Source organism: Pararhodobacter sp. (assembly GCF_036802785.1).
GTDB lineage: Bacteria > Pseudomonadota > Alphaproteobacteria > Rhodobacterales > Rhodobacteraceae > Pararhodobacter.
Genome location: NZ_DAIRVN010000050.1, coordinates 16,413 through 35,363, shown reverse-complemented (window position 1 = coordinate 35,363; position 18,951 = coordinate 16,413). Strand labels below are relative to the sequence as shown.

At 65.6% G+C, this 18,951-nt stretch carries 18 protein-coding genes; 10 read left to right on the top strand and 8 right to left on the bottom strand.

Annotated elements, in window-relative coordinates:
- Window positions 1–214: 214 nt before the first annotated feature.
- The 7 genes from V7Q53_RS15835 to V7Q53_RS15805 all read right to left on the bottom strand — a co-directional run bounded on the left by V7Q53_RS15835 (window position 215) and on the right by V7Q53_RS15805 (window position 8,226).
- Complete coding sequence (locus V7Q53_RS15835) at window positions 215–787, bottom strand: cob(I)yrinic acid a,c-diamide adenosyltransferase (RefSeq protein WP_333829640.1); 573 nt, start codon at window positions 785–787, stop codon at window positions 215–217.
- A gap of 3 nt (window positions 788–790) precedes the next feature.
- The gene (locus tag V7Q53_RS15830) at window positions 791–997 is read right to left on the bottom strand and encodes a twin transmembrane helix small protein (RefSeq protein WP_333829639.1); all 207 of its coding nucleotides are present in this window, start codon (window positions 995–997) and stop codon (window positions 791–793) included.
- Between the two features lie 66 nt (window positions 998–1,063).
- Entirely contained in the window at window positions 1,064–1,903 is an 840-nt protein-coding gene (locus tag V7Q53_RS15825; protein ID WP_333829638.1) for an SDR family NAD(P)-dependent oxidoreductase, read from the bottom strand.
- Between the two features lie 17 nt (window positions 1,904–1,920).
- The gene (locus V7Q53_RS15820; protein WP_333829637.1) at window positions 1,921–3,318 is read right to left on the bottom strand and encodes a sigma-54-dependent transcriptional regulator; all 1,398 of its coding nucleotides are present in this window, start codon (window positions 3,316–3,318) and stop codon (window positions 1,921–1,923) included.
- Window positions 3,315–3,698, bottom strand: coding sequence for an Hpt domain-containing protein (locus V7Q53_RS15815; RefSeq protein ID WP_333829636.1), 384 nt, complete (start codon window positions 3,696–3,698; stop codon window positions 3,315–3,317). Before V7Q53_RS15815 ends, V7Q53_RS15820 begins: the two co-directional genes overlap by 4 nt.
- A 134-nt stretch (window positions 3,699–3,832) precedes the next feature.
- Window positions 3,833–5,725: a propionyl-CoA synthetase gene (locus tag V7Q53_RS15810; protein ID WP_333829635.1), complete on the bottom strand. Its 1,893-nt coding sequence runs from the start codon at window positions 5,723–5,725 to the stop codon at window positions 3,833–3,835.
- A 221-nt stretch (window positions 5,726–5,946) separates the two neighbouring features.
- Window positions 5,947–8,226 carry an NADP-dependent malic enzyme gene (locus V7Q53_RS15805; RefSeq protein ID WP_333829634.1) on the bottom strand — a complete coding sequence of 760 codons (2,280 nt, stop codon included), beginning with the start codon at window positions 8,224–8,226 and terminating at the stop codon, window positions 5,947–5,949.
- A gap of 185 nt (window positions 8,227–8,411) precedes the next feature.
- Here V7Q53_RS15805 and V7Q53_RS15800 point away from each other — a divergent pair, with 185 nt between their 5' ends.
- The 6 genes from V7Q53_RS15800 (at window position 8,412) to V7Q53_RS15775 (ending at window position 14,213) form a co-directional block, all read left to right on the top strand.
- Entirely contained in the window at window positions 8,412–8,804 is a 393-nt protein-coding gene (locus V7Q53_RS15800) for a cytidine deaminase (protein ID WP_333829633.1), read from the top strand.
- Window positions 8,801–10,105 carry a thymidine phosphorylase gene (locus V7Q53_RS15795; protein ID WP_333829632.1) on the top strand — a complete coding sequence of 435 codons (1,305 nt, stop codon included), beginning with the start codon at window positions 8,801–8,803 and terminating at the stop codon, window positions 10,103–10,105. The genes V7Q53_RS15800 and V7Q53_RS15795 overlap by 4 nt, the downstream gene beginning before the upstream one ends.
- Window positions 10,102–11,301: a phosphopentomutase gene (locus tag V7Q53_RS15790; RefSeq protein WP_333829631.1), complete on the top strand. Its 1,200-nt coding sequence runs from the start codon at window positions 10,102–10,104 to the stop codon at window positions 11,299–11,301. The genes V7Q53_RS15795 and V7Q53_RS15790 overlap by 4 nt, the downstream gene beginning before the upstream one ends.
- Window positions 11,298–12,317: an adenosine deaminase gene (locus V7Q53_RS15785; RefSeq protein WP_333829630.1), complete on the top strand. Its 1,020-nt coding sequence runs from the start codon at window positions 11,298–11,300 to the stop codon at window positions 12,315–12,317. The genes V7Q53_RS15790 and V7Q53_RS15785 overlap by 4 nt, the downstream gene beginning before the upstream one ends.
- A gap of 79 nt (window positions 12,318–12,396) precedes the next feature.
- Window positions 12,397–13,050, top strand: coding sequence for a uracil phosphoribosyltransferase (gene upp, locus V7Q53_RS15780; RefSeq protein ID WP_333829629.1), 654 nt, complete (start codon window positions 12,397–12,399; stop codon window positions 13,048–13,050).
- Window positions 13,051–13,166: 116 nt separating this feature from the next.
- Window positions 13,167–14,213, top strand: coding sequence for an SPOR domain-containing protein (locus V7Q53_RS15775; protein ID WP_333829628.1), 1,047 nt, complete (start codon window positions 13,167–13,169; stop codon window positions 14,211–14,213).
- 90 nt (window positions 14,214–14,303) lie between these two features.
- Here the strand turns inward: V7Q53_RS15775 and V7Q53_RS15770 are convergent, their stop codons facing one another.
- A complete protein-coding gene (locus tag V7Q53_RS15770; protein ID WP_333829627.1) occupies window positions 14,304–15,332 on the bottom strand; it encodes a hypothetical protein in 1,029 nt (342 codons plus the stop codon).
- Window positions 15,333–15,497: 165 nt separating this feature from the next.
- Here V7Q53_RS15770 and V7Q53_RS15765 point away from each other — a divergent pair, with 165 nt between their 5' ends.
- From V7Q53_RS15765 to V7Q53_RS15750, 4 genes are all read left to right on the top strand, one after another.
- Window positions 15,498–16,772: an NAD(P)/FAD-dependent oxidoreductase gene (locus tag V7Q53_RS15765; protein WP_333829626.1), complete on the top strand. Its 1,275-nt coding sequence runs from the start codon at window positions 15,498–15,500 to the stop codon at window positions 16,770–16,772.
- Between the two features lie 15 nt (window positions 16,773–16,787).
- Window positions 16,788–17,255, top strand: coding sequence for an OsmC family protein (locus V7Q53_RS15760; RefSeq protein WP_333829625.1), 468 nt, complete (start codon window positions 16,788–16,790; stop codon window positions 17,253–17,255).
- 63 nt (window positions 17,256–17,318) lie between these two features.
- Window positions 17,319–18,023, top strand: a complete 705-nt coding sequence (deoD, locus tag V7Q53_RS15755) for a purine-nucleoside phosphorylase (protein WP_333829624.1) — start codon at window positions 17,319–17,321, stop codon at window positions 18,021–18,023.
- A gap of 95 nt (window positions 18,024–18,118) precedes the next feature.
- Window positions 18,119–18,946, top strand: coding sequence for an alpha/beta hydrolase family protein (locus V7Q53_RS15750; RefSeq protein ID WP_333829623.1), 828 nt, complete (start codon window positions 18,119–18,121; stop codon window positions 18,944–18,946).
- Window positions 18,947–18,951: the final 5 nt, after the last annotated feature.

Below are 18,951 nucleotides of genomic sequence, written 5' to 3'. Positions count from 1 at the left end.
CACGGACCTTGACGTTGTAATCGATCACCCGCTTGACCGGGACCAAAACCTTCATGCGCGTCCACTCCCTCGCTCAAGGCTTACCGCATTCGCAGCAGGCCAGATAGATTCATGCCCCTGCTTCCTAACCACTCTGAACCGGGGACAACAGAGAAAAATCGTCACAAAACAGCATCCGAACGCCGCGTATTGCCGCGCTGCGGAAATGTTAGCGTCAGCGGTTCGCGCCCGGCACCCAAAGGATGTCCGTGGCGCCGTTCTCATTGGCCACGCGCCCGGCCACGAAGAACCAGTCCGACAGCCGGTTCAGATAGCGCAGGGCCGCCGGATTGATACTCTCGTTGCGCGAAAGCTCCACCGTCAGGCGTTCCGCGCGGCGGGAAACGGTGCGGCAAAGATGCAACTGCGCCGCCAGCGCCGAGCCGCCGGGCAGGATGAAGCTGCGCAGCGGCTGAAGACCGGCATTGATGGCGTCAATCTCGGATTCAAGGCGCTCAACCTGCGTTTCGGTCATGCGCAGCGGCGTGTAACCGGCGTCATGGTCCTTTTCCATATCGGGGCGGCAAAGATCGGCGCCCAGATCGAACAGATCGTTCTGAATACGCGCCAGCGCCTCGGCCATGTCGCCCTGAGCATGCAGCCGCGCCAGACCGACCGTCGCATTGGTTTCATCAACCGTGCCATAGGCCTCAACGCGCAGGGCATATTTCGGCACACGCGCGCCGTTGCCCAGCGCCGTTTCGCCGCCGTCTCCGGTCTTTGTGTAGATCTTGTTGAGAACGACCATGGCTTACCCTCCCATCTTGAACCAGGCAAAGGCCACGATCAGGATCACGGCCACGAACTGCGCTGCCAGACGGTAGCGCATCAGGCGGTTGGCATGTTTGCGGTTGAACTCGCCGCCTTTGGCAAAGCTGCCGACACCGACAATCAGGATCGCGACCACCACCAGCGACGCAAGGGCGGCAACCAGGAACAGCGGGTCTCTGAGAAGCATGAGCGCCTCCTTTCACTGGCCGCAGATGTAGCGGCTTTGCGCAGCATTGCCAGCCCTTATCACAGCTCAGCCCTTTGCCACCAGCCAGTCGAACAGCCGCAGCGGCAGGATACGGCCCAGTATGGCCATGGCCCAGGTGGGCGTTGTGACGAAATAGCGCGCTTTCGGGCGGGGGCTTTCAAGCGCGTGGATCAGCTTTGCGGTGACGGCGGAAGGCGGCAGTTCAAACCGGTCCGGCTTTGTGCTTCGGGCATAGAGGCGTTTGCGCAGGCTGTCGCGGTATTGCCCGGCGCGAGGGCTGTTTTCCCAGTCGATCCAGCGTTCGAAATGCAGGGCCGCATTGGCGCGGAAGCGGCTGGTGATCGGCCCCGGTTCGATCAGGACCACATGGATCGGCGTATCGCGCATTTCCAGCCGTAGAACATGGGTCAGCCCCTCCAGCGCGTATTTCGAGGCGACATAGGCCCCGCGCCATTTCATCGGCGTGAAGCCCAGCACGGAGGAGCAGTTGACGACCCGGCCATAGCCCTGCGCCCGCATCACGGGCAGCACACGGCGCGTCAACGCATGCCAGCCAAAGAAATTGGCTTCGAAAATGGCGCGCAGTGCGTCGGTCGGCAGGTCTTCCACCGCGCCGGGCGTGGCATGCGCACCGTTGTTGTAAAGCGCATCCAGCCGCCCGCCGGTCGCCGCCAGTACCTCATCGAGCGCGGAAATGATGGTCGGCGGGTCGGTGTAATCCAGATGCGGGCTTTCCAGCCCCTCGGCAATCCGCCGCGCGCAATCCTCCGGCCGGCGGCAGGATGCGAACACCCGCCAGCCGCGCGCGGCCAGTGCGCGCGCAGCGTCCAGTCCGATACCGGAGGAACAGCCGGTGATCAGCACGACCGGGCGGTTTTCAGGCATCGGGGCGCAACCCTTGTTCAGCCGGTGTCCTGCTTGGCCCAGGCCTCCAGCTTGCGATAGATCGTCGAGGCCGAGACATCAAGCTCACGCGCCGCACGCGGGACCGAGCCACCATGCCGGCGCAATGTCTCTTCGATCACCATGCGCTCGATCTGCGCCAGCGTCCGCCCGGCCAGATCGCTCAGCCCCGGCCCTTCGGGTTCAGCGGTGCTGCCCGGCCTTTCGGGCTTCTGGTCAGGGTGCAGATCAGGCGGCAGCATCTCGGCGGTGACCAGCGGCCCGTCATTGAGCACCACGACATTGCGCAGCACGTTGATCAGCTGCCGCACATTTCCGGGCCAGGGCAGGTTGCGGAACAGGTCGCGCACCGAGGGCTCCAGCCCATGAAACACATGCCCCTCTTCCCCCGCCATCCGGGTGACCATCGTTTCCGCAATCTCGATCACATCCTCGCCCCGCATCCGCAGGGGCGGCATATGGATCGGCACCACATGCAGCCGGTAATACAGATCTTCGCGGAAATTTCCGCGCCGCACCTCTTCCAGCGGGTTGCGGTTGGTCGCACAGATGATGCGCACATTGACCTTGCGCGGCCGGGTGGCACCTACGGGCGTGATGGTCGATGTCTGCAGGAAACGCAGCAGCTTGGTCTGCAGGTTGAGATCCATCTCGCAGATCTCATCCAGAAACAGCGTACCGCCATCCGCCGCCGCCGCCGCGCCGATCTTGTCGGAAATTGCCCCGGTGAACGAGCCGCGCAGATGGCCGAACACTTCCGATTCCAGCAGATCTATGGGAATCGCCCCGCAATTCAGCGCAATGAACGGCCCGCGCGCGCGCGATGAGGTGGCATGTACCGCTTCGGCGCAAAGCTCCTTGCCGGTGCCGCTTTCGCCGGTGATGAACACCGTCGCCATAGACCGCGCGACCGAGCGTATCTTCTCGTAAACGGCCTGCATTGCGGATGAGCGGCCGATGAAGGGCGCCAGCACGGTCGCCTCGGCGCTGTCGGGGCGCGCGGGAACGCGGTGTCGCAACGAGCCGCGGGCGTTTTCCACGGCGGCCAGCAGGCGTTGTTCATCAAAGGGCTTGACCAGAAACTCATGCGCCCCGGCGCGCATCATCTCCACGGCCTTGTTGATGGAGCCGTTGGCAGTGATTACCGTCACGCAGGTATGCGGATCCATCTCGAGGAAGTCCTGCATCAGCTCCAGCCCGGTGCGGTCAGGCAGCATCAGGTCAAGCAGCACAACCGGCGAGCGCAGGCGGCGAAATTCGGCCATGCCCTCGGCAGCGGTGCCGCAGGCCACCACCTCATACCCGGCACGGTTGAGTGCCGAGGCGTATATCATTTGCAGCGAAGGCGTGTCCTCGATCAGCAGGATCGTGTCTTTGGGCGTTGTTCGATCCTTCATTGCCGCCTGAACGCCCTCGCACAGGAATCCAGTATCGACAGCACGCCATCAATTTCCTGCCGCACCGGAAAAGTCAGCACAGCAAGCGCCGAGGGGCTGACGCTTTCGGCGGCTTTGTTCAGGGTCTGGGACAGATCGGCAAGGCGCTGCGCACCAATCGTCGCGGCCAACCCCTTCAGTTCATGCGCGATCTTCGCCACCACCACGGGCTCAGCCCCGTCAAGGCCGTCTGCCATCCGCGTGAAATCGGCCAGAAGCTGATCGCACAGATCAAGCCGCATTCTCTCATCTCCCATGGCAAGAATGCCGCTCAGAATGGATTGGTCAATGTTTTGCGCAAACGGCGCCGCGTCGTCATCAATCAGGTGGTTTTCATTCATGTAAATAACATATCTCAACTACTACCGTAAACACTGTGTCGCCAATCCCTGGCACAATCAAGGGATGAATTGGTCTTTGTCGTGGCGCGGGCCGCAGAATGGCAGCGGCCCGCGCCGGAAGCGGGTTCAGGTGCTCATCCCTTTGGATAGCCAAGCCTTTTCAGGGCAGTCGCAATCTCGTCAAGGATCGCCGGGTCATCAATTGTGGCGGGAATCCGGAACGGTTCGGCATCGGCGATCTTGGCCATGGTTGCCCGCAGGATCTTGCCCGAGCGGGTCTTTGGCAGCCGATCGACAACCACCGCCAGCTTGAAGGCCGCGACCGGGCCGATCTTGTCACGCACCAGCGTCACGCAATCCCTGGCCACCGCATCAGGGTCACGCTCCACACCCTTGTTGAGGCACAGAAACCCCAGCGGAAGCTGACCCTTCAGCGCGTCCTTGACCCCGATCACCGCGCATTCCCCAACATCGGGATGCGCCGCCAGCACCTCTTCCATCGCGCCCGTCGAAAGCCGGTGACCGGCGACATTGATCACGTCATCGGTGCGCGCCATGATATAAACGTAACCATCGTCATCAATATAACCTGCATCCCCCGTCTCGTAATATCCCGGGAAGGTCGAGAGATAGGATTTGACGAACCGCGCCTCGGCGTTCCACAGGTTCGGCAGGGTTCCGGGCGGCAATGGCAGCCTGAGGGCGATGGCGCCCAGCTCGCCGCGCTTCACCGGCTTGCCGCCTTCATCCAGCACCTGAACATCATAACCCGGCATCGGCACCGAGGGGCTGCCCACCTTCACCGGCAGCGGCTCATACCCCTGCGGGTTGCCGCAGATCGGCCAGCCGGTTTCCGTCTGCCACCAGTGATCAATCACCGGAACCTTCAGCTTTTCCTGCGCCCATTGCACCGTGTCAGGGTCCGCCCGCTCACCTGCCAGATACAGGCAGCGCAGGCTTGTGGTGTCGTACTTCCCGACAAACTCGCCCGTCGGGTCTTCACGCTTGATCGCGCGGAAGGCGGTGGGCGCAGTGAAGAAACTGACCACGCCATATTCCTCGATCACCCGCCAGAAGGTGCCCGCATCGGGCGTGCCTACGGGCTTGCCCTCAAACACGATGCTGGTGGCGCCATGCAAAAGCGGGCCATAGACGATATAACTGTGCCCCACCACCCAGCCGACATCCGAGGCTGTCCAGAACACCTCGCCGGGGCTGACGTTGTAATGGTTCTTCATCGTCCAGGCGAGCGCGACCAGATAGCCGGCGGTGGCGCGGATCACCCCCTTGGGCTGGCCCGTCGTGCCCGAGGTGTAGAGAATATACGCCGGATGATCGCCTTCGACCGGAACACAATCGGCAGGCGTGACGCCAAACTGGAAGCCGTGCCAGTCCAGATCGCGCCCTTCGGTCAGCTTCGCCACCTCCTGCTCGCGCTGGTAGATCACGCAGAAATCAGGCTTGTGGGTGGCCTCGTCGATGGCCTTGTCCAGCAGGGGTTTGTAATGCACCACCCGCCCCGGCTCTATCCCGCAGGACGCAGCAATAATCACCTTGGGCGTGGCATCGTCGATGCGGGCCGCCAGTTCGCGCGCGGCGAAACCGCCGAACACCACCGAATGGATCGCGCCCAGCCGCGCGCAGGCCAGCATCGCCTCCACCGCCTGCGGGATCATCGGCATGTAGATGACAACGCGGTCGCCCTTTTCCACCCCGCGCGCCTTCAGCGCCCCGGCCAGCATCGACACCCGCTCAAGCAGTTCACGGTAGGTGATGGTCTGCTTGGTATGGGTGACCGGGCTGTCATAGATCAGCGCCAGTTGCTCCCCCCGCCCGGCCTTCACATGCCGGTCAACGGCATTCCAGCAGGTGTTGACGCGCGAATCCCGGAACCATTCATAGATCGGTGCGCGGGCGTCAAACAGGGCCTGGCGCGGCGCTTCGACCCAGTCGATGGCCTTTGCCTGCTCCATCCAGAACCCTTCAGGATCGGCGATCGACCAGCGGTGCAAATCTGCGTATTGCATGAAACTCTCCTCCTCGGACCCGATAGTCAGTTACGCGAGGTCAGGATCATCACGCAACGCTGTTACCGGCAGACATTGGTCGTAGGAGCGGCAATATTTGCACAATCGCGGCGGGATGTCGCAGCAACATTTGCAAACCGCGCGAATCCAACAGGGCAAGGCCAGGGTGCGCCCGTAGTTTGCAAACTACGGGCGACGAGTTTGCAGAGGCGAATCGCCCCTCAGCCGTAAACCGACACCGGCGTTCCGGCGATGGCGGACATGTTCAGCAGCCCGCGCGCGGTGATCGACGGGGTGACGATATGCGCGCGGTTGCCCATCCCCATCAGGATCGGCCCCACTTCCAGCCCACCGGCGCGCGCTTTGAGAATGTTGCGCACGGCGCTGGCGGCATCGGTCGAGGAAAAGACCAGTATGTTCGCCGCCCCGGTCAGCCGTGAGCGCGGGAAGATCCGTTCGCGCAGCTCAGGGTCCAGCGCCGCGTCGACATGCATCTCGCCCTCATATTCGCATTCCAGCCCCATCGCCTCAAGAATCTCCATCGCGCCGCGCATCCGCCGCCCGGAGGAGGTATCCAGCGTGCCAAACTGCGAATGCGAGCACAGCGCGATCTTGGGTGTCACACCGAAACGCCGCGCATGCCGTGCTGCACCGATCACCGTTTCCGCGATCTGCTCGGGCGTGGGTTCGGCGTTGATCTGCGTATCGGCGATGAACAGCGGCCCCTCAGACTGGATCACCAGACTGAGCGCACCCACCGGGCGCAGCCCGTCCCGCGCCAGAACCTCGCGTACATAATTCAGGTGCCACAGATACTGGCCGAAGGCGCCGCAGATCATGCTGTCCGCCTCGTTGCGATGCACCATGATCGCGGCAATCGCGGTGGTGTTGGTGCGCAGGATTGCCTTTGCCACATCCGGCGTCACGCCGCGCCGCTCCATCAGCCCGTGATAGGTTTCCCAGTATTCACGGTAGCGCGGGTCATTTTCGGGGTTCACAATCTCGAAATCGCGCTCAGGCCGGATCGGCAGGCCCGCCCGCTCACAGCGCCGTGCGATCACATCGGGGCGACCGATCAGGATGGGAACCTCGGTGGTTTCCTCCATCATCGCCTGCGCGGCCCGCAACACGCGCTCATCCTCCCCCTCGGCAAACACGATCCGGCGCGCGGCACTTTTCGCCGCATCGAACACCGGGCGCATCAGCATGGCAGAGCGGAAGACCGAACTGTCCAGCTTGTGCTTGTAGGCCTCGATATCCTCCAGCGGGCGCGCCGCCACGCCGGTTTCCATTGCGGCACGGGCCACGGCGGTGGCCACCACGCCCATCAGCCGCGAATCGAACGGCTTGGGGATCAGGTACTCCGGGCCAAAGCTCAGCGTCTCGCCACGATACGCCGCCGCCGTTTCCGCCGATGTGGTGACCCGCGCCAGTTGCGCGATTCCCTCCACACAGGCGATCTGCATCGCGTCGTTGATCTCGACGGCACCGACATCCAGCGCACCGCGAAAGATAAAGGGGAAGCACAGCACGTTATTGACCTGATTGGGAAAATCGCTGCGCCCGGTCGCCACGATCGCCCCGGGCGCAACCGCGCGCACCGCATCGGGCATGATCTCGGGCGTCGGGTTGGCCAGCGCAAAGACGATCGGGCGCTCATTCATCCGCGCCACCATCTCAGGCGTCAGAACATTGGGGCCGGACAGCCCCAGAAACAGATCGGCCCCGTCGATCACCTGCCCCAGATCGCGCAGATCGGATGCCTGCGCAAAGGCCGCCTTCTCAGGGTTCATATCCACGTCGCGGCCCAGATGAACCAGCCCGTGAATATCGCACAGCCAGATATTCTCACGCCTGACGCCCAGCTTCAGCAGCATGTTGAGGCAGGCAATCCCTGCCGCGCCGCCGCCGGTGGACACCACCTTGATCTCGTCAAACTTGCGCCCCGTCAGATGCAGCGCATTCACCGCCGCCGCACCCACCACGATGGCCGTGCCGTGCTGGTCATCGTGGAACACCGGAATGCCCATCCGCTCCCGGCAGATCCGCTCGACAATGAAGCAATCGGGCGCCTTGATGTCTTCCAGATTGATCGCGCCAAAGGTCGGCTCCAGCGCGCACACGATTTCGGCCAGCTTCACCGGGTCGGATTCGTTCAGCTCGATATCGAAACAGTCGATATTGGCGAATTTCTTGAACAGAACCGCCTTGCCTTCCATCACCGGCTTGGACGCCAGCGGGCCGATATTGCCCAGCCCCAGCACTGCCGTACCATTGGTGACCACCGCCACCAGATTGCCGCGCGCCGTGAACCGTGAGGCATTGGCCGGGTCTGCCGCGATTTCAAGGCAGGCCTCCGCCACGCCGGGCGAATAGGCGCGCGCCAGATCGCGGCCATTGGCAAGCGGTTTGGTGGCGCGGATCTCCAGCTTTCCTGGCCGTGGAAATTCATGATAATCCAGTGCAGTCTGGCGGAAGATTTCGCTGCTTCTGTCGATCATCACAGACCCCTCCCCGGGCATCATGAAACAAGTTTAATATTAAACTATTACCACAAGATCAGTGATACCCCGGAAGCAACCACCGTTTCAAGTTGCTTGTCGCAAGGACACCGCCGCGCGGGCTTGAAACTGACTCGCCCGCGTAGGAAGGTTATCGCAAACAGCCCGTGAACCGGAGCCCTTTCATGTCCCTGCTCAACGCTGCCCTTTCCGTGCGTGAAAACGCCTATGTTCCCTATTCGCGCTTCAAGGTGGGCGCGGCGATCCGGGCGCGCTCCGGCACGGTCTATCAGGGCTGCAACGTCGAAAACGTTGCCTACCCACAGGGTACCTGCGCCGAAGCGGGGGCGATCGCCGCCATGATAGCGGGGGGCGACACCGAAATCATCGAGGTTTTCGTGGTGGCCGATGCCCCCGCGCCCTGCCCGCCCTGCGGCGGCTGTCGCCAGAAACTGGCCGAGTTCGCGGGCGCCGACGTGCCGGTGACCATGGCGACCACCGATGGCCAGACCCTGACCATGACCATGGCGCAACTGCTGCCCGGGGCCTTTTCGCCCGACCATATGAGCCGCGCATGACCAGTGCCGCAGGCGTCATCCAGTCGGTGATTGATGCCTCGGCACGGCCGGACGCCCTGCGCTGGTTCGCGCGCGGGCTGGCCGATGGCGCGGTGTCGGATGCGCAGGCCGGAGCCTTTGCCATGGCGGTCAAGCTGCGCGGCCTCACCCCCATTGCGCGCACCGCACTGACCGAAGGCATGCGCGATTCGGGGGATGTGTTGGTCTGGGATCTGCCCGGCCCGGTGGTGGACAAGCATTCAACCGGCGGGGTGGGCGATTGCATCAGCCTGGCGCTGGCCCCGGCACTTGCCGCCTGCGGGGTCTTTGTTCCGATGGTTTCGGGGCGCGGGCTGGGCCATACCGGCGGCACGCTCGACAAGCTGGAATCGATCCCCGGGTATATGGTTGATCAGCCAGAGGAGCGCCTGCGCGCCATCACCCGCGATGTCGGCTGCGCCATTGTCGGCGCCACCAGCCGCATCGCCCCCGCCGACAAGCGGCTTTATGCGATCCGCGATGTGACGGCGACGGTAGATTCCATCGACCTGATCACCGCCTCGATCCTGTCCAAGAAGCTTGCGGCGGGGCTTGATGCGCTGGTGCTGGACGTCAAGACCGGCTCGGGCGCTTTCCTGCCGGGGGCAAAGGAGACCCGCGCGCTGGCACATGCGCTGGTGGACACCGCCAAAGGCGCGGGCTGCCGGGCCTCGGCCCTGATCACCGACATGGACGCGCCGCTGAGCGGGGTTGCGGGCAATGCACTGGAGGTGGCGGAAGTCATGCGCACCCTCACGCTGGAAGGGCTGAACACCGACATCTGGACCTTGACCTGCGCATTGGGCGGCGAGGCGCTGGCGCTGGCGGGTGTCGCCACCGATGCGCAGGACGGCAGTGCGCGGATCGACACCGCACTGCGCTCGGGCGCGGCGGCAGAGCGGTTCGGCAGGATGGTTGCGGCGCAGGGCGGCCCGGCGGATTTCATCGGGAACTGGGCGCGCTATCTGCCCGCGGCGCCGGTGCAGCGTGATGTTTTTCCTGAAAGCAGCGGCAATGTTTTCCGCATCGACACCCGCGCCGTGGGGCTGGCGGTGGTGGCCCTTGGCGGCGGACGGCAGCGCGCGGGCGACAGGATCGACCATCGTGTCGGCTTTACCGGCCTCGCCAGACCCGGCGACTCTGTCGGCGCGGGCCAGCCCTTGGGCCGCGTCCATGCCGCCGACGAGGGCAGCGCGCGGACTGCCGCCGCCGCGCTGCGTGCAGCCTACCGGACCGGGCCGGGCGGGCAGCGCGCCCCGCTGGTGCATGAGCGTATCGCATGAGCCGTGCCTTCCTCATCGTGCTTGATTCCGTCGGCATCGGCGGCGCCCCCGATGCCGCCGATTTCGGCGATACGGGCGCCAATACGCTGGGCCATATCGCGGCTGAATGCGCCGCTGGCCGCGCCGATACCGGCCGCGCCGGGCCCCTTCACCTGCCGGTGTTGGACGGGCTGGGGCTGGGCCGCGCTCTGACGCTGGCCTCTGGCATGCAGGTGCCGGGGCTGGGGGCCGAACCGACGGGGTTATGGGGTGCCGCCACCGAAGTGTCGCGCGGCAAGGACACCCCCTCAGGCCACTGGGAACTGGTTGGGGTGCCGGTGCCGTGGGACTGGGCCTATTTCCCCGCTTCCGCGCCCAGCTTTGACGATGAACTGGTGGCGCAGGTACTGCGCCATTCCGGCACGGCGGGTATTCTGGGCAACCGCCACTCCGCCGGTCTGACGATCATGCGCGAACTGGGTGAGGAACATGTGCGCACCCTCTGGCCGATCTGCTACACCTCAGCCGACAGCGTGTTCCAGATCGCCGCGCATGAAGAGGCCTTCGGGCTGGAGCGCCTCTATCAGCTCTGCGCCGATCTCGCCCCCGCGCTGCACGCGCGCCGCGTGGGCCGGGTGATCGCCCGGCCATTCACCGGCACGCCCGGCAATTTCACCCGCACGGCCAACCGGCGCGACTATGCCATCGCGCCACCCTCGCCCACCCTGATGGACTGGGCGCGGGCCGAGGGGCGCATGGTGCATGCGATCGGCAAGATCAGCGATATCTTCTCCGGTCAGGGGATCAGTGCCAGCCATAAGGGCAAAACCGACAGCGACCTTATTCAACATCTCCACAGGCTGGCAGCGCAGGCCCAGGCCGGATCCTTCACCTTTTGCAACCTTGTGGAGTTTGACAGCCTTTATGGCCACCCGCGCGACGTGGCCGGATACGCCCGCGCGCTGGAGCGGTTTGATACACAGGCCGGGGCGTTTCTGGCACGGCTGAGGCCCGGCGATCTGGCGATTTTCACGGCTGATCACGGCAATGATCCCACCTGGCACGGCACCGACCACACGCGAGAGCGGGTGCCGGTTCTGTGCTGGGGCTATGGCGCGGGGCAGATCGGGCCTTGCGCCTTCGTCGATGTGGCGGCAACGGTGGCGGCGCATCTGGGCCTTGGCCAGCGCGGCCCGGGAAGGAGTTTTCTGCCATGACTGCACGGAATGACAGAACGGACATACCCGAACGGATCGACCCCGCCCTGCCCAAGGTTGAGCTGCATCTGCACCTTGAAGGCGCCGCGCCGCCCGGCTTCATCCGCGGGCTGGCCAAGGAAAAGCACATCGACATAGCGGGCATCTTTGATGACCACGGCCATTACCGTTACCGCGATTTCCCCGATTTCCTGAAGGTCTATGAAGCCGCCTCCACCACCCTTCAGACCCCCGAAGACTTCCTTCGCCTGACCCTTGCCGTGCTGGAGCAGAGCGCGCGCGACGGGGTGATCTATTCCGAGGTTTTCCTCTCGCCCGATTTCTGCGGTGGCGGCGATCTTTCGGCATGGCGCGAATACCTGCACGCCATCGAGGAGGCCGCGCAGCAGGCTGAGAACACCATGGGCATCACGCTTCGCGGTGTGGTTACCTGCATCCGCCATTTCGGCCCGCGAAAAGCCCGCGCCGTCGCGCGTTGTGCGGCTGAAACGGCGGGCGATTTCATCACCGGCTTTGGCATCGCCGGCAATGAAGCCATGGGCCATCCCCGCGATTTCACCTATGCGTTTGACATGGCGCGCGAGGCTGGCCTGCGGCTGACGGCGCATGCCGGGGAATGGGGCGGGCCGCAATCGGTGCGCGACGCGCTGACGCATCTGCGGGTTGAACGGATCGGCCATGGTGTGCGGGCGATCGAAGACCTGGCGCTGGTGGATGAACTGGCAGAGCGCGGCATCGTGCTGGAGGTCTGCCCGGGCTCGAACGTGGCACTGGGGCTTTACCCCTCCTTCGCGGCCCATCCGGTGGCCCGGCTGCGCGAACGCGGCGTAGGCATCACGCTGTCCACCGATGACCCGCCCTTCTTCCACACCTCCAACACCCGCGAATACGAGGCGCTGGCCCGGGCCTTTGACTGGTCTGAGGCGGATTTCCGCGCCATCAACACCGACGCCGCCCGCGCCGCCTTTTGTGACGAACCCACCCGCGAGCGGCTTCTCAAACGGCTGGAAGCCTGAGCGCCCCGCCGTTTGAGTGTTTTCCAGCCGGGTGACTGCCGCTAAAGAGGATGAAAAGCGAAAACTGAAAGGGCGGCCCATGAACACCGGAACTGGCACGACATCCGAGCATCTGACCATCGTGAAACACCCGCTGGTGCAGCACAAACTGTCAATCATGCGCGACAAGGCCACCTCGACGGCCAAGTTTCGCCAGTTGCTGCGCGAAATCAGCATGTTGCTGGCCTATGAGGTCACCCGCCACCTGCCGCTGACCACAGAACGCATCGACACGCCGATCTGCGAAATGGACGCGCCCACCCTTCAGGGCCGCAAACTGGCGCTGATTTCGATCCTGCGGGCGGGCAACGGGCTGCTGGACGGCATTCTGGAACTGGTCCCCTCGGCCCGGGTGGGTTTTGTCGGGCTGTACCGTGACCCTGAAACGCTTCAACCTGTGCAATATTATTGCAAACTGCCCTCGGAACTGGCCGACCGGGTGGTGATTGTGGTCGATCCGATGCTGGCCACCGGCAATTCCTCGGCCAAGGCGATTGACCTGCTGAAAGAGGCGGGCGCGAAGAACATCATCTTCCTGTGCCTGCTGGCCGCGCCCGAAGGTGTTCAACGCATGAAAGAGGCGCATCCCGATGTGCCGGTGGTCACGGCGGCGGTGGATGACCACCTGAACGACCATGGCTATATCGTGCCGGGGCTGGGCGATGCCGGTGACAGGCTCTACGGGACCAAGTGACCCGGCAGGCCCGCCGGACCGTGCCGAAGCAAGCAAAGGCCAAGTGACGGGTAATTAAGGCTTTACTCGTCAGCGCCGCCGTTGCATCTTTGGCTGGTGTTACCAGGGGGTATGCGATGTTCGTGAAATTTGTCTCGGCTGCGGCACTGCTCGCAGCCCTGGGCGCTACGGGGGCTGCTGCCCAGACCCGTAGCGGCCCGGTCATTCCGGCCGAAATGCCGCCCGCCAGCTTTACCGGCGGCCAGTATGTTGACAGCCGGGGCTGCATCTTCATGCGCGCGGGCTACAATGGCCGCGTCAACTGGGTGCCGCGCTACGGCGACGACCGTCGCCCGATGTGCGGCTATGCGCCCAGCATGGCGGCAAGCGGCCCGGCGCCGGTCGTCGTTGCCGCGGCGCCTGTAGCGGCGCCTGCGCCGCGTTCCGCACCCGCACCGCGCGTGACGGTCACATCCGGCATTCCCTATTCGGTGCCGCCAGAGCCGAGCCGCCCGCACGTTCAGCCTGTGGCACCCGCGCAGGTGCATCACGTCTCGGGTTCGCGCGGGCTTGATACCCGCTGGAGCTTCTATGACCGCACGGGCCCTTCGCCCTGCTCGCACCTGTCGCCGCACAGCCAGATGTATATGGTTCCCTCGCCCGCAATGCCGGAACTGCCGCTGCGCTGCGGCCCGCAGGCGCGCCACACCACCGACGCGGTGCGTGAAATGGCACCGCGCGGCAATGTCTGGGAGCCGTGGGATGGCGTGAACCCGTCGCCGATGGCGCCCAATGTCTATCAGTTGCCGCCGCCCTATGCACCGCGCTGGCCGGATGCGCATCTGCAGCCCACTGCACCGCGCGGGCATGCCGCCTCGGTGCAACAGGTCGCGCAGGTGCAGGCACCGCGCACCACGGTCTCGACAATGGGCAGCGCCGCCAGTGTGACTCCTGCCGCGCCGGGCCGCTACGTTCAGGTGGGCACCTTCGGCGTGGACGCCAATGCGCAGACCACCATTGCCCGGCTGCAGCAGCATGGCCTGCCTGTCGCCACGGGCAGCGTCCGGCGCGGCGATCAGGCGCTTCAGGTGGTCATGGCAGGCCCCTTCGCCAACCCGGCCGAGGCGCAGGCAGCACTCGGTGCCGCCCGCGCGCTGGGTTTCGGGGATGCCTTCGTGCGCTGATCGCGCATTTACAGCCATACGTCAGCCTTGCCCCCGGCCCTGCGCCGGGGGTTTTTCTTTGCCCGCCCCGCCTTTTGAACGCCGGAAAAGTCAGTGCTGGCAGATACCCTGCAGGGTGATCCACTCGCCGTCGCCCAACAGGCGCGCGGTGGCGCGCGCGCCGCTCACCGGCTGATCGGCCAAAGCCTGCGCCAGCGGCGCCGCATCTGCGGGAAGTGACAGGGCAAAGGCCGATACCGGCACCCCCAGCGCATTGAACCGCGCGGCCAGTTGCGCCGCATCCGGCGCCTCCATGGGCCGGGAAAAACGCAGGGCGGCATAGTCCGAAAAAGCCTCGACCGGCAGGTTCCCGGTGGTCAGAAGCGCGAATGTCGCCCGCGTTCCGGCATGGTGCAGCAGGTCGCGCAGCGGATCCTGCGCATCGGCGGCCAGAATCTGGCCCAGCATGTAGCCCGCCAATGCCTCGGGGCTGTCGAGACGCTCCAACAACCCGCGTCCGATCACCACCAGCCGCCCCGGCAGATGCGCCGCCTCAAGGCCCGGCAAACCATCCACCACCGCAACACGGTCGCTGGCCCCCAGCACACGGCTACGCAGCGTCGCCAGCGCCTGCCGCCCGGCCGGATCGGCGCAGACCCGCACCCCGGGCCGCGTGGCAGTCAGTGCCTCAAGCGCCTCGCGGCCGACCTGCGCGCGCTTGGCCGAGGGGACGATGCCTGCGGTATGGGTCACAAGCGCGCCGGGCAGCCAGAAGACTGTCAAAGCCGCCGCCACAACCGCCGCCAGCGCCCCCAGCCCCCGGCGCAGGTGGCGCAGGGGTGTGCGGTGCACCAGCGCGGCGCGGATCGTCTCCAGCGCGTCGATCAGGGTTTCGTCGTCCAGTTCCAGCGTTTCGGCCTGCGCATCGGGGCCGGGCGCAAAGATGGCGGGCTGGCGCGACGGGTTGAGCCGGTGAACGGCGGGCAGCGACCAGTGGCTGAGCACCGCGCCGCTGCGCACATCCGAGATCACGAGGCTCGCGTTCCCCAGCGCCACGACAACATCGCGCCGCTGCTCGTCAGGCCCGGCACGCCACAGCCCCGGGCCTTCCAGCCTTTGATACTTTGTCAGCGCGGTCATGGCCTGCGGTCTGTCCGTTCCTGTCTGCCCGGTTTTCGCGGGATGATACCTCAGCGACTCACCCACCGCCAGCCGCCTCACGCCAGCGTGCACGGCAAAGCGCGATCCCCATTGCACCGCAACCGGCCGCACACTACCGTCGCCGCGCAGCGCAGGACGATCCGAATGCCCACCCCTGACACCTATTACACCCGCAGCCAGGCCGATACACGGCAGTACCCGGCCCTGAACGGGCGCAGTGAGGGTGATTGCATCATCATCGGCGGCGGGCTTGCCGGGCTAAGCGCCGCGCTGCATCTGGCAAGGGCGGGCAGACGGGTAATCGTGCTTGAGGCGCAGACCATCGGCTGCGGCGCATCGGGCCGCAATGGCGGCTTCGTCGGGCCCGGTTTTGCCTGCGGCGGCGATGCCATTGCCCGGCGCGTCGGCAGGCCCGCAGCGCAGGCGCTGCACCGCCTGTCCATCGAGGGCGCCGAGATGGCGCGGGCAGAAATCAAGGCGCTGGACATCCCCGGGGTTAACCCGGTGCCGGGCAAGCTGCGCCTGCGTCGCTACAACCATGCCGCCGATCTGCATGCCGAGATTGACGAGGCCGCCCGCCTTTATGATTACCCGCTGACCTATCTGGATCAGCGCGCGATCCGCGAACATCTGGACACCGGGCGCTATCACCACGGGCTGCTGGATGCCCGCGCGTTCCACATTCACCCGCTCAACTACGCGCGCGGCCTTGCTGCCGAGATTGCGCGGCTGGGCGGGCAGGTCTGTGAACTCAGCACCGCCACCGGCCTGCACCTGAGCGGCGCCACGAAAACGGTTACCACCGCGCAGGGGCAGGCACAGGCACCGCATGTCGTGCTGGCAACCGGCGGCTATACCGGCCCGCTGCTGGGCCGCCTGCGCCGGGCGATGCTGCCGATTGCCACCTATGTGATGCTCAGCGAAGCGGCGCCTGACCTGCTGGCCACCGCCATCCGCACCCGCCACGCGATCAGCGACAACCGCCGCGCGGGCGATTACTACCGCCTTGTCGAGGGGGGCAACCGGCTGTTGTGGGGCGGGCGCATCACCACCCGCACGGCCTCACCCGATGGCATCGTGCGGCAGTTGCGCCGTGAAATGCTGGGCGTCTATCCACAGCTCAGCGGCCTGAAAACCGAACTGGCATGGTCTGGCCTGATGGCCTATGCCCGCCATCTGATGCCCCAGATCGGCCAGCTTTCGCCCGGTGTCTGGCATGCCACGGCCTTTGGCGGGCACGGGCTGAACACCACCGCCATCGGCGGGCGCGTCGTGGCCGAGGCCATTCTGAATGAGAGCGACCGCATCCGCCAGTTCGCGCCCTTCGGCCTTGTCTGGGCGGGCGGGCCGGTGGGGCTGCTGGCCGCACAACTGACCTACTGGAAGCTTCAGGCACAGGACCGCTGGAGCGAGCGCTGACAGAAAGGGAACAGGATGAAAACCCACAGCTATGAAAGCCGCGTTGTCTGGACCGGCAACCGCGGTCAGGGCACCGCAGGATACCGCGCCTATGACCGTAACTGGTCTGTCGCGGTGCCGGGCAAACCCGAGATCCCCTGTTCAAACGATCCGCTTCTGGGCGGCGATCCGGCGCTGATGAACCCCGAAGACCTGCTGCTCAGCGCGCTCGCCTCCTGCCACATGCTCTGGTATCTGCACCTTGCCGCCGTGGCCGGGGTCACGGTCACCGCCTATGAGGATTGCCCGGAAGGCATCGGCGAGGTCAGCCCCGATGGCGCGGGCCGCTTTGTGTCTGCCCGGCTGCGCCCGCAGATCACCGTCGCCCCCGGCACCGACCTTGCGCGCGCGGCCGCCCTTCATGACGATATCCACAACTACTGCTTCATCGCCCGCTCGGTTGCTTTCCCCGTCAGCATCGCACCGCACTTCACCATTGCCTGAGACCTGGCTTGCACCTTTCTCCCGGATGCGGAAAGACTGGCGCAGACATTGGCAGGAGGCCGCATGACCGTCCATATCGGCGCCCAACCCGGCGCAATTGCCGAAACCGTGCTCATGCCCGGTGACCCGCTGCGCGCCCGCTGGGCGGCAGAGACCTTCCTTGAAAACCCGGTGCTGGTGAACGAGGTGCGCGGCATGCTCGGCTATACCGGCACCTGGCGGGGGCACCGGGTGACGATCCACGGCTCGGGCATGGGGATGGCCTCGCTGTCGATCTATGCCAATGAACTGATCCGCGATTTTGGCGCGAAAACCCTGATCCGCGTGGGCTCGGCGGGGGCGATGCAGCCCGGCGTGGGGCTGCGCGATATCGTGCTGGCGATGGGCTGCACCACGCTTTCCACCCCCTCGCGCGGTATCTTCCGCGAAATCGGCTTTGCGCCGCTGGCCGATTTCGGCCTGCTGCAGGCGGCCCATGCGGCGGCGCTTGCCCGGGGCGAGAAGGTTCAGGTGGGCAATGTCTATTCCTCCGACGTGTTCTATGACGAACGCCCTGACCTTAACGAGATCATGGAGCGCCACGGTGTTCTCTGTGTCGAGATGGAGGCGGCCGAGCTTTACAACCTCGCCGCGCGCCACGGGGTGCGCGCGCTGGCCGTGCTGACCATCTCGGACCATCTGCTGACGCGGCTGGCCCTGCCCGCCGAAGAGCGTGAACGCTCATTCGGCGCTATGATCGAAATCGCGCTGGAGGCCGCCTTCGCGTGACCCTGCGTCGCTGACGCAAGGGCAGGCCCGGCGCGGGCTTTACCGGGGCGCGCGCCCTTCTTACCCTTACCCGCATCAGCCGCGGGGAGGCGCGCATGTCACAGGCCGAAGCAATACGCATCGACAGCAAGGGCGCGCGCCTTGCAGGCACGCTGATCGCCCCGCCGGCGCCCGCACTGGCCGTGATGATCAATGCCGCCACCGGCGTTCCCGCCGCCTACTACCGCCCCTTCGCCGAATGGCTGAGCCAAGAGCGCAACGCCGCCTGCCTGATCTGGGATTACCGCGATTTCGGCGCCTCGGGCAGCATCCACGGATCGCAGGCCAACATGACCGACTGGGGCGTCACCGATGCCAGCACTGCGCGCTTCTGGCTACGCAACCGCTTCCCGGCGCTGCCGCTCTGGGTGATCGGCCATTCGCTCGGCGGCATGACGGTGCCCTTCCAGCCGGGTCTGGGCCAGATCGACCGGCTGATCACGGTCGCGGCCGGGGCCGGGCATGTCAGCGACCATCCCTGGCCGTTTCAGGCGCAGGCGCGGGCATTGTGGTATCTGCTTGGCCCTGCGGCTGCGCGGTTGCTGGGCTACCTGCCCGGGCGGGCGCTGGGGCTGGGCAATGACCTGCCCGCGCCGGTGTTTCGCCAATGGCGGCGCTGGTGCACTGATCGCCGCTCGTTGCCGGGTGACCCAGATCTGCCGGTGCCGGAGCGACCGGGCCTTGTCTGCCCGGTCAAGCTGGTGGCAATCGCCGATGACGTGATGATCCCGCCCGCTGCCGTCTGGCGGATGGGGGCATGGATGCCTGCCGCCACCGTCAGCAAGCAGGTGATCACCCCCGCCGATTACGGGCTGACATCAGTTGGCCATATCGCGCCCTTCGCCGCGCGGAACCGCGCGCTCTGGGGCGATATTATTGCCTGACCCGC

Coding starts and splice junctions, on each gene's coding strand:
- V7Q53_RS15835 (WP_333829640.1), bottom strand. CDS start 787: ATGGTCGTTCTCAACAAGATCTACACAAAGACCGGAGACGGCGGCGAA.
- V7Q53_RS15830 (WP_333829639.1), bottom strand. CDS start 997: ATGCTTCTCAGAGACCCGCTGTTCCTGGTTGCCGCCCTTGCGTCGCTG.
- V7Q53_RS15825 (WP_333829638.1), bottom strand. CDS start 1,903: ATGCCTGAAAACCGCCCGGTCGTGCTGATCACCGGCTGTTCCTCCGGT.
- V7Q53_RS15820 (WP_333829637.1), bottom strand. CDS start 3,318: ATGAAGGATCGAACAACGCCCAAAGACACGATCCTGCTGATCGAGGAC.
- V7Q53_RS15815 (WP_333829636.1), bottom strand. CDS start 3,698: ATGAATGAAAACCACCTGATTGATGACGACGCGGCGCCGTTTGCGCAA.
- V7Q53_RS15810 (WP_333829635.1), bottom strand. CDS start 5,725: ATGCAATACGCAGATTTGCACCGCTGGTCGATCGCCGATCCTGAAGGG.
- V7Q53_RS15805 (WP_333829634.1), bottom strand. CDS start 8,226: ATGATCGACAGAAGCAGCGAAATCTTCCGCCAGACTGCACTGGATTAT.
- V7Q53_RS15800 (WP_333829633.1), top strand. CDS start 8,412: ATGTCCCTGCTCAACGCTGCCCTTTCCGTGCGTGAAAACGCCTATGTT.
- V7Q53_RS15795 (WP_333829632.1), top strand. CDS start 8,801: ATGACCAGTGCCGCAGGCGTCATCCAGTCGGTGATTGATGCCTCGGCA.
- V7Q53_RS15790 (WP_333829631.1), top strand. CDS start 10,102: ATGAGCCGTGCCTTCCTCATCGTGCTTGATTCCGTCGGCATCGGCGGC.
- V7Q53_RS15785 (WP_333829630.1), top strand. CDS start 11,298: ATGACTGCACGGAATGACAGAACGGACATACCCGAACGGATCGACCCC.
- upp (WP_333829629.1), top strand. CDS start 12,397: ATGAACACCGGAACTGGCACGACATCCGAGCATCTGACCATCGTGAAA.
- V7Q53_RS15775 (WP_333829628.1), top strand. CDS start 13,167: ATGTTCGTGAAATTTGTCTCGGCTGCGGCACTGCTCGCAGCCCTGGGC.
- V7Q53_RS15770 (WP_333829627.1), bottom strand. CDS start 15,332: ATGACCGCGCTGACAAAGTATCAAAGGCTGGAAGGCCCGGGGCTGTGG.
- V7Q53_RS15765 (WP_333829626.1), top strand. CDS start 15,498: ATGCCCACCCCTGACACCTATTACACCCGCAGCCAGGCCGATACACGG.
- V7Q53_RS15760 (WP_333829625.1), top strand. CDS start 16,788: ATGAAAACCCACAGCTATGAAAGCCGCGTTGTCTGGACCGGCAACCGC.
- deoD (WP_333829624.1), top strand. CDS start 17,319: ATGACCGTCCATATCGGCGCCCAACCCGGCGCAATTGCCGAAACCGTG.
- V7Q53_RS15750 (WP_333829623.1), top strand. CDS start 18,119: ATGTCACAGGCCGAAGCAATACGCATCGACAGCAAGGGCGCGCGCCTT.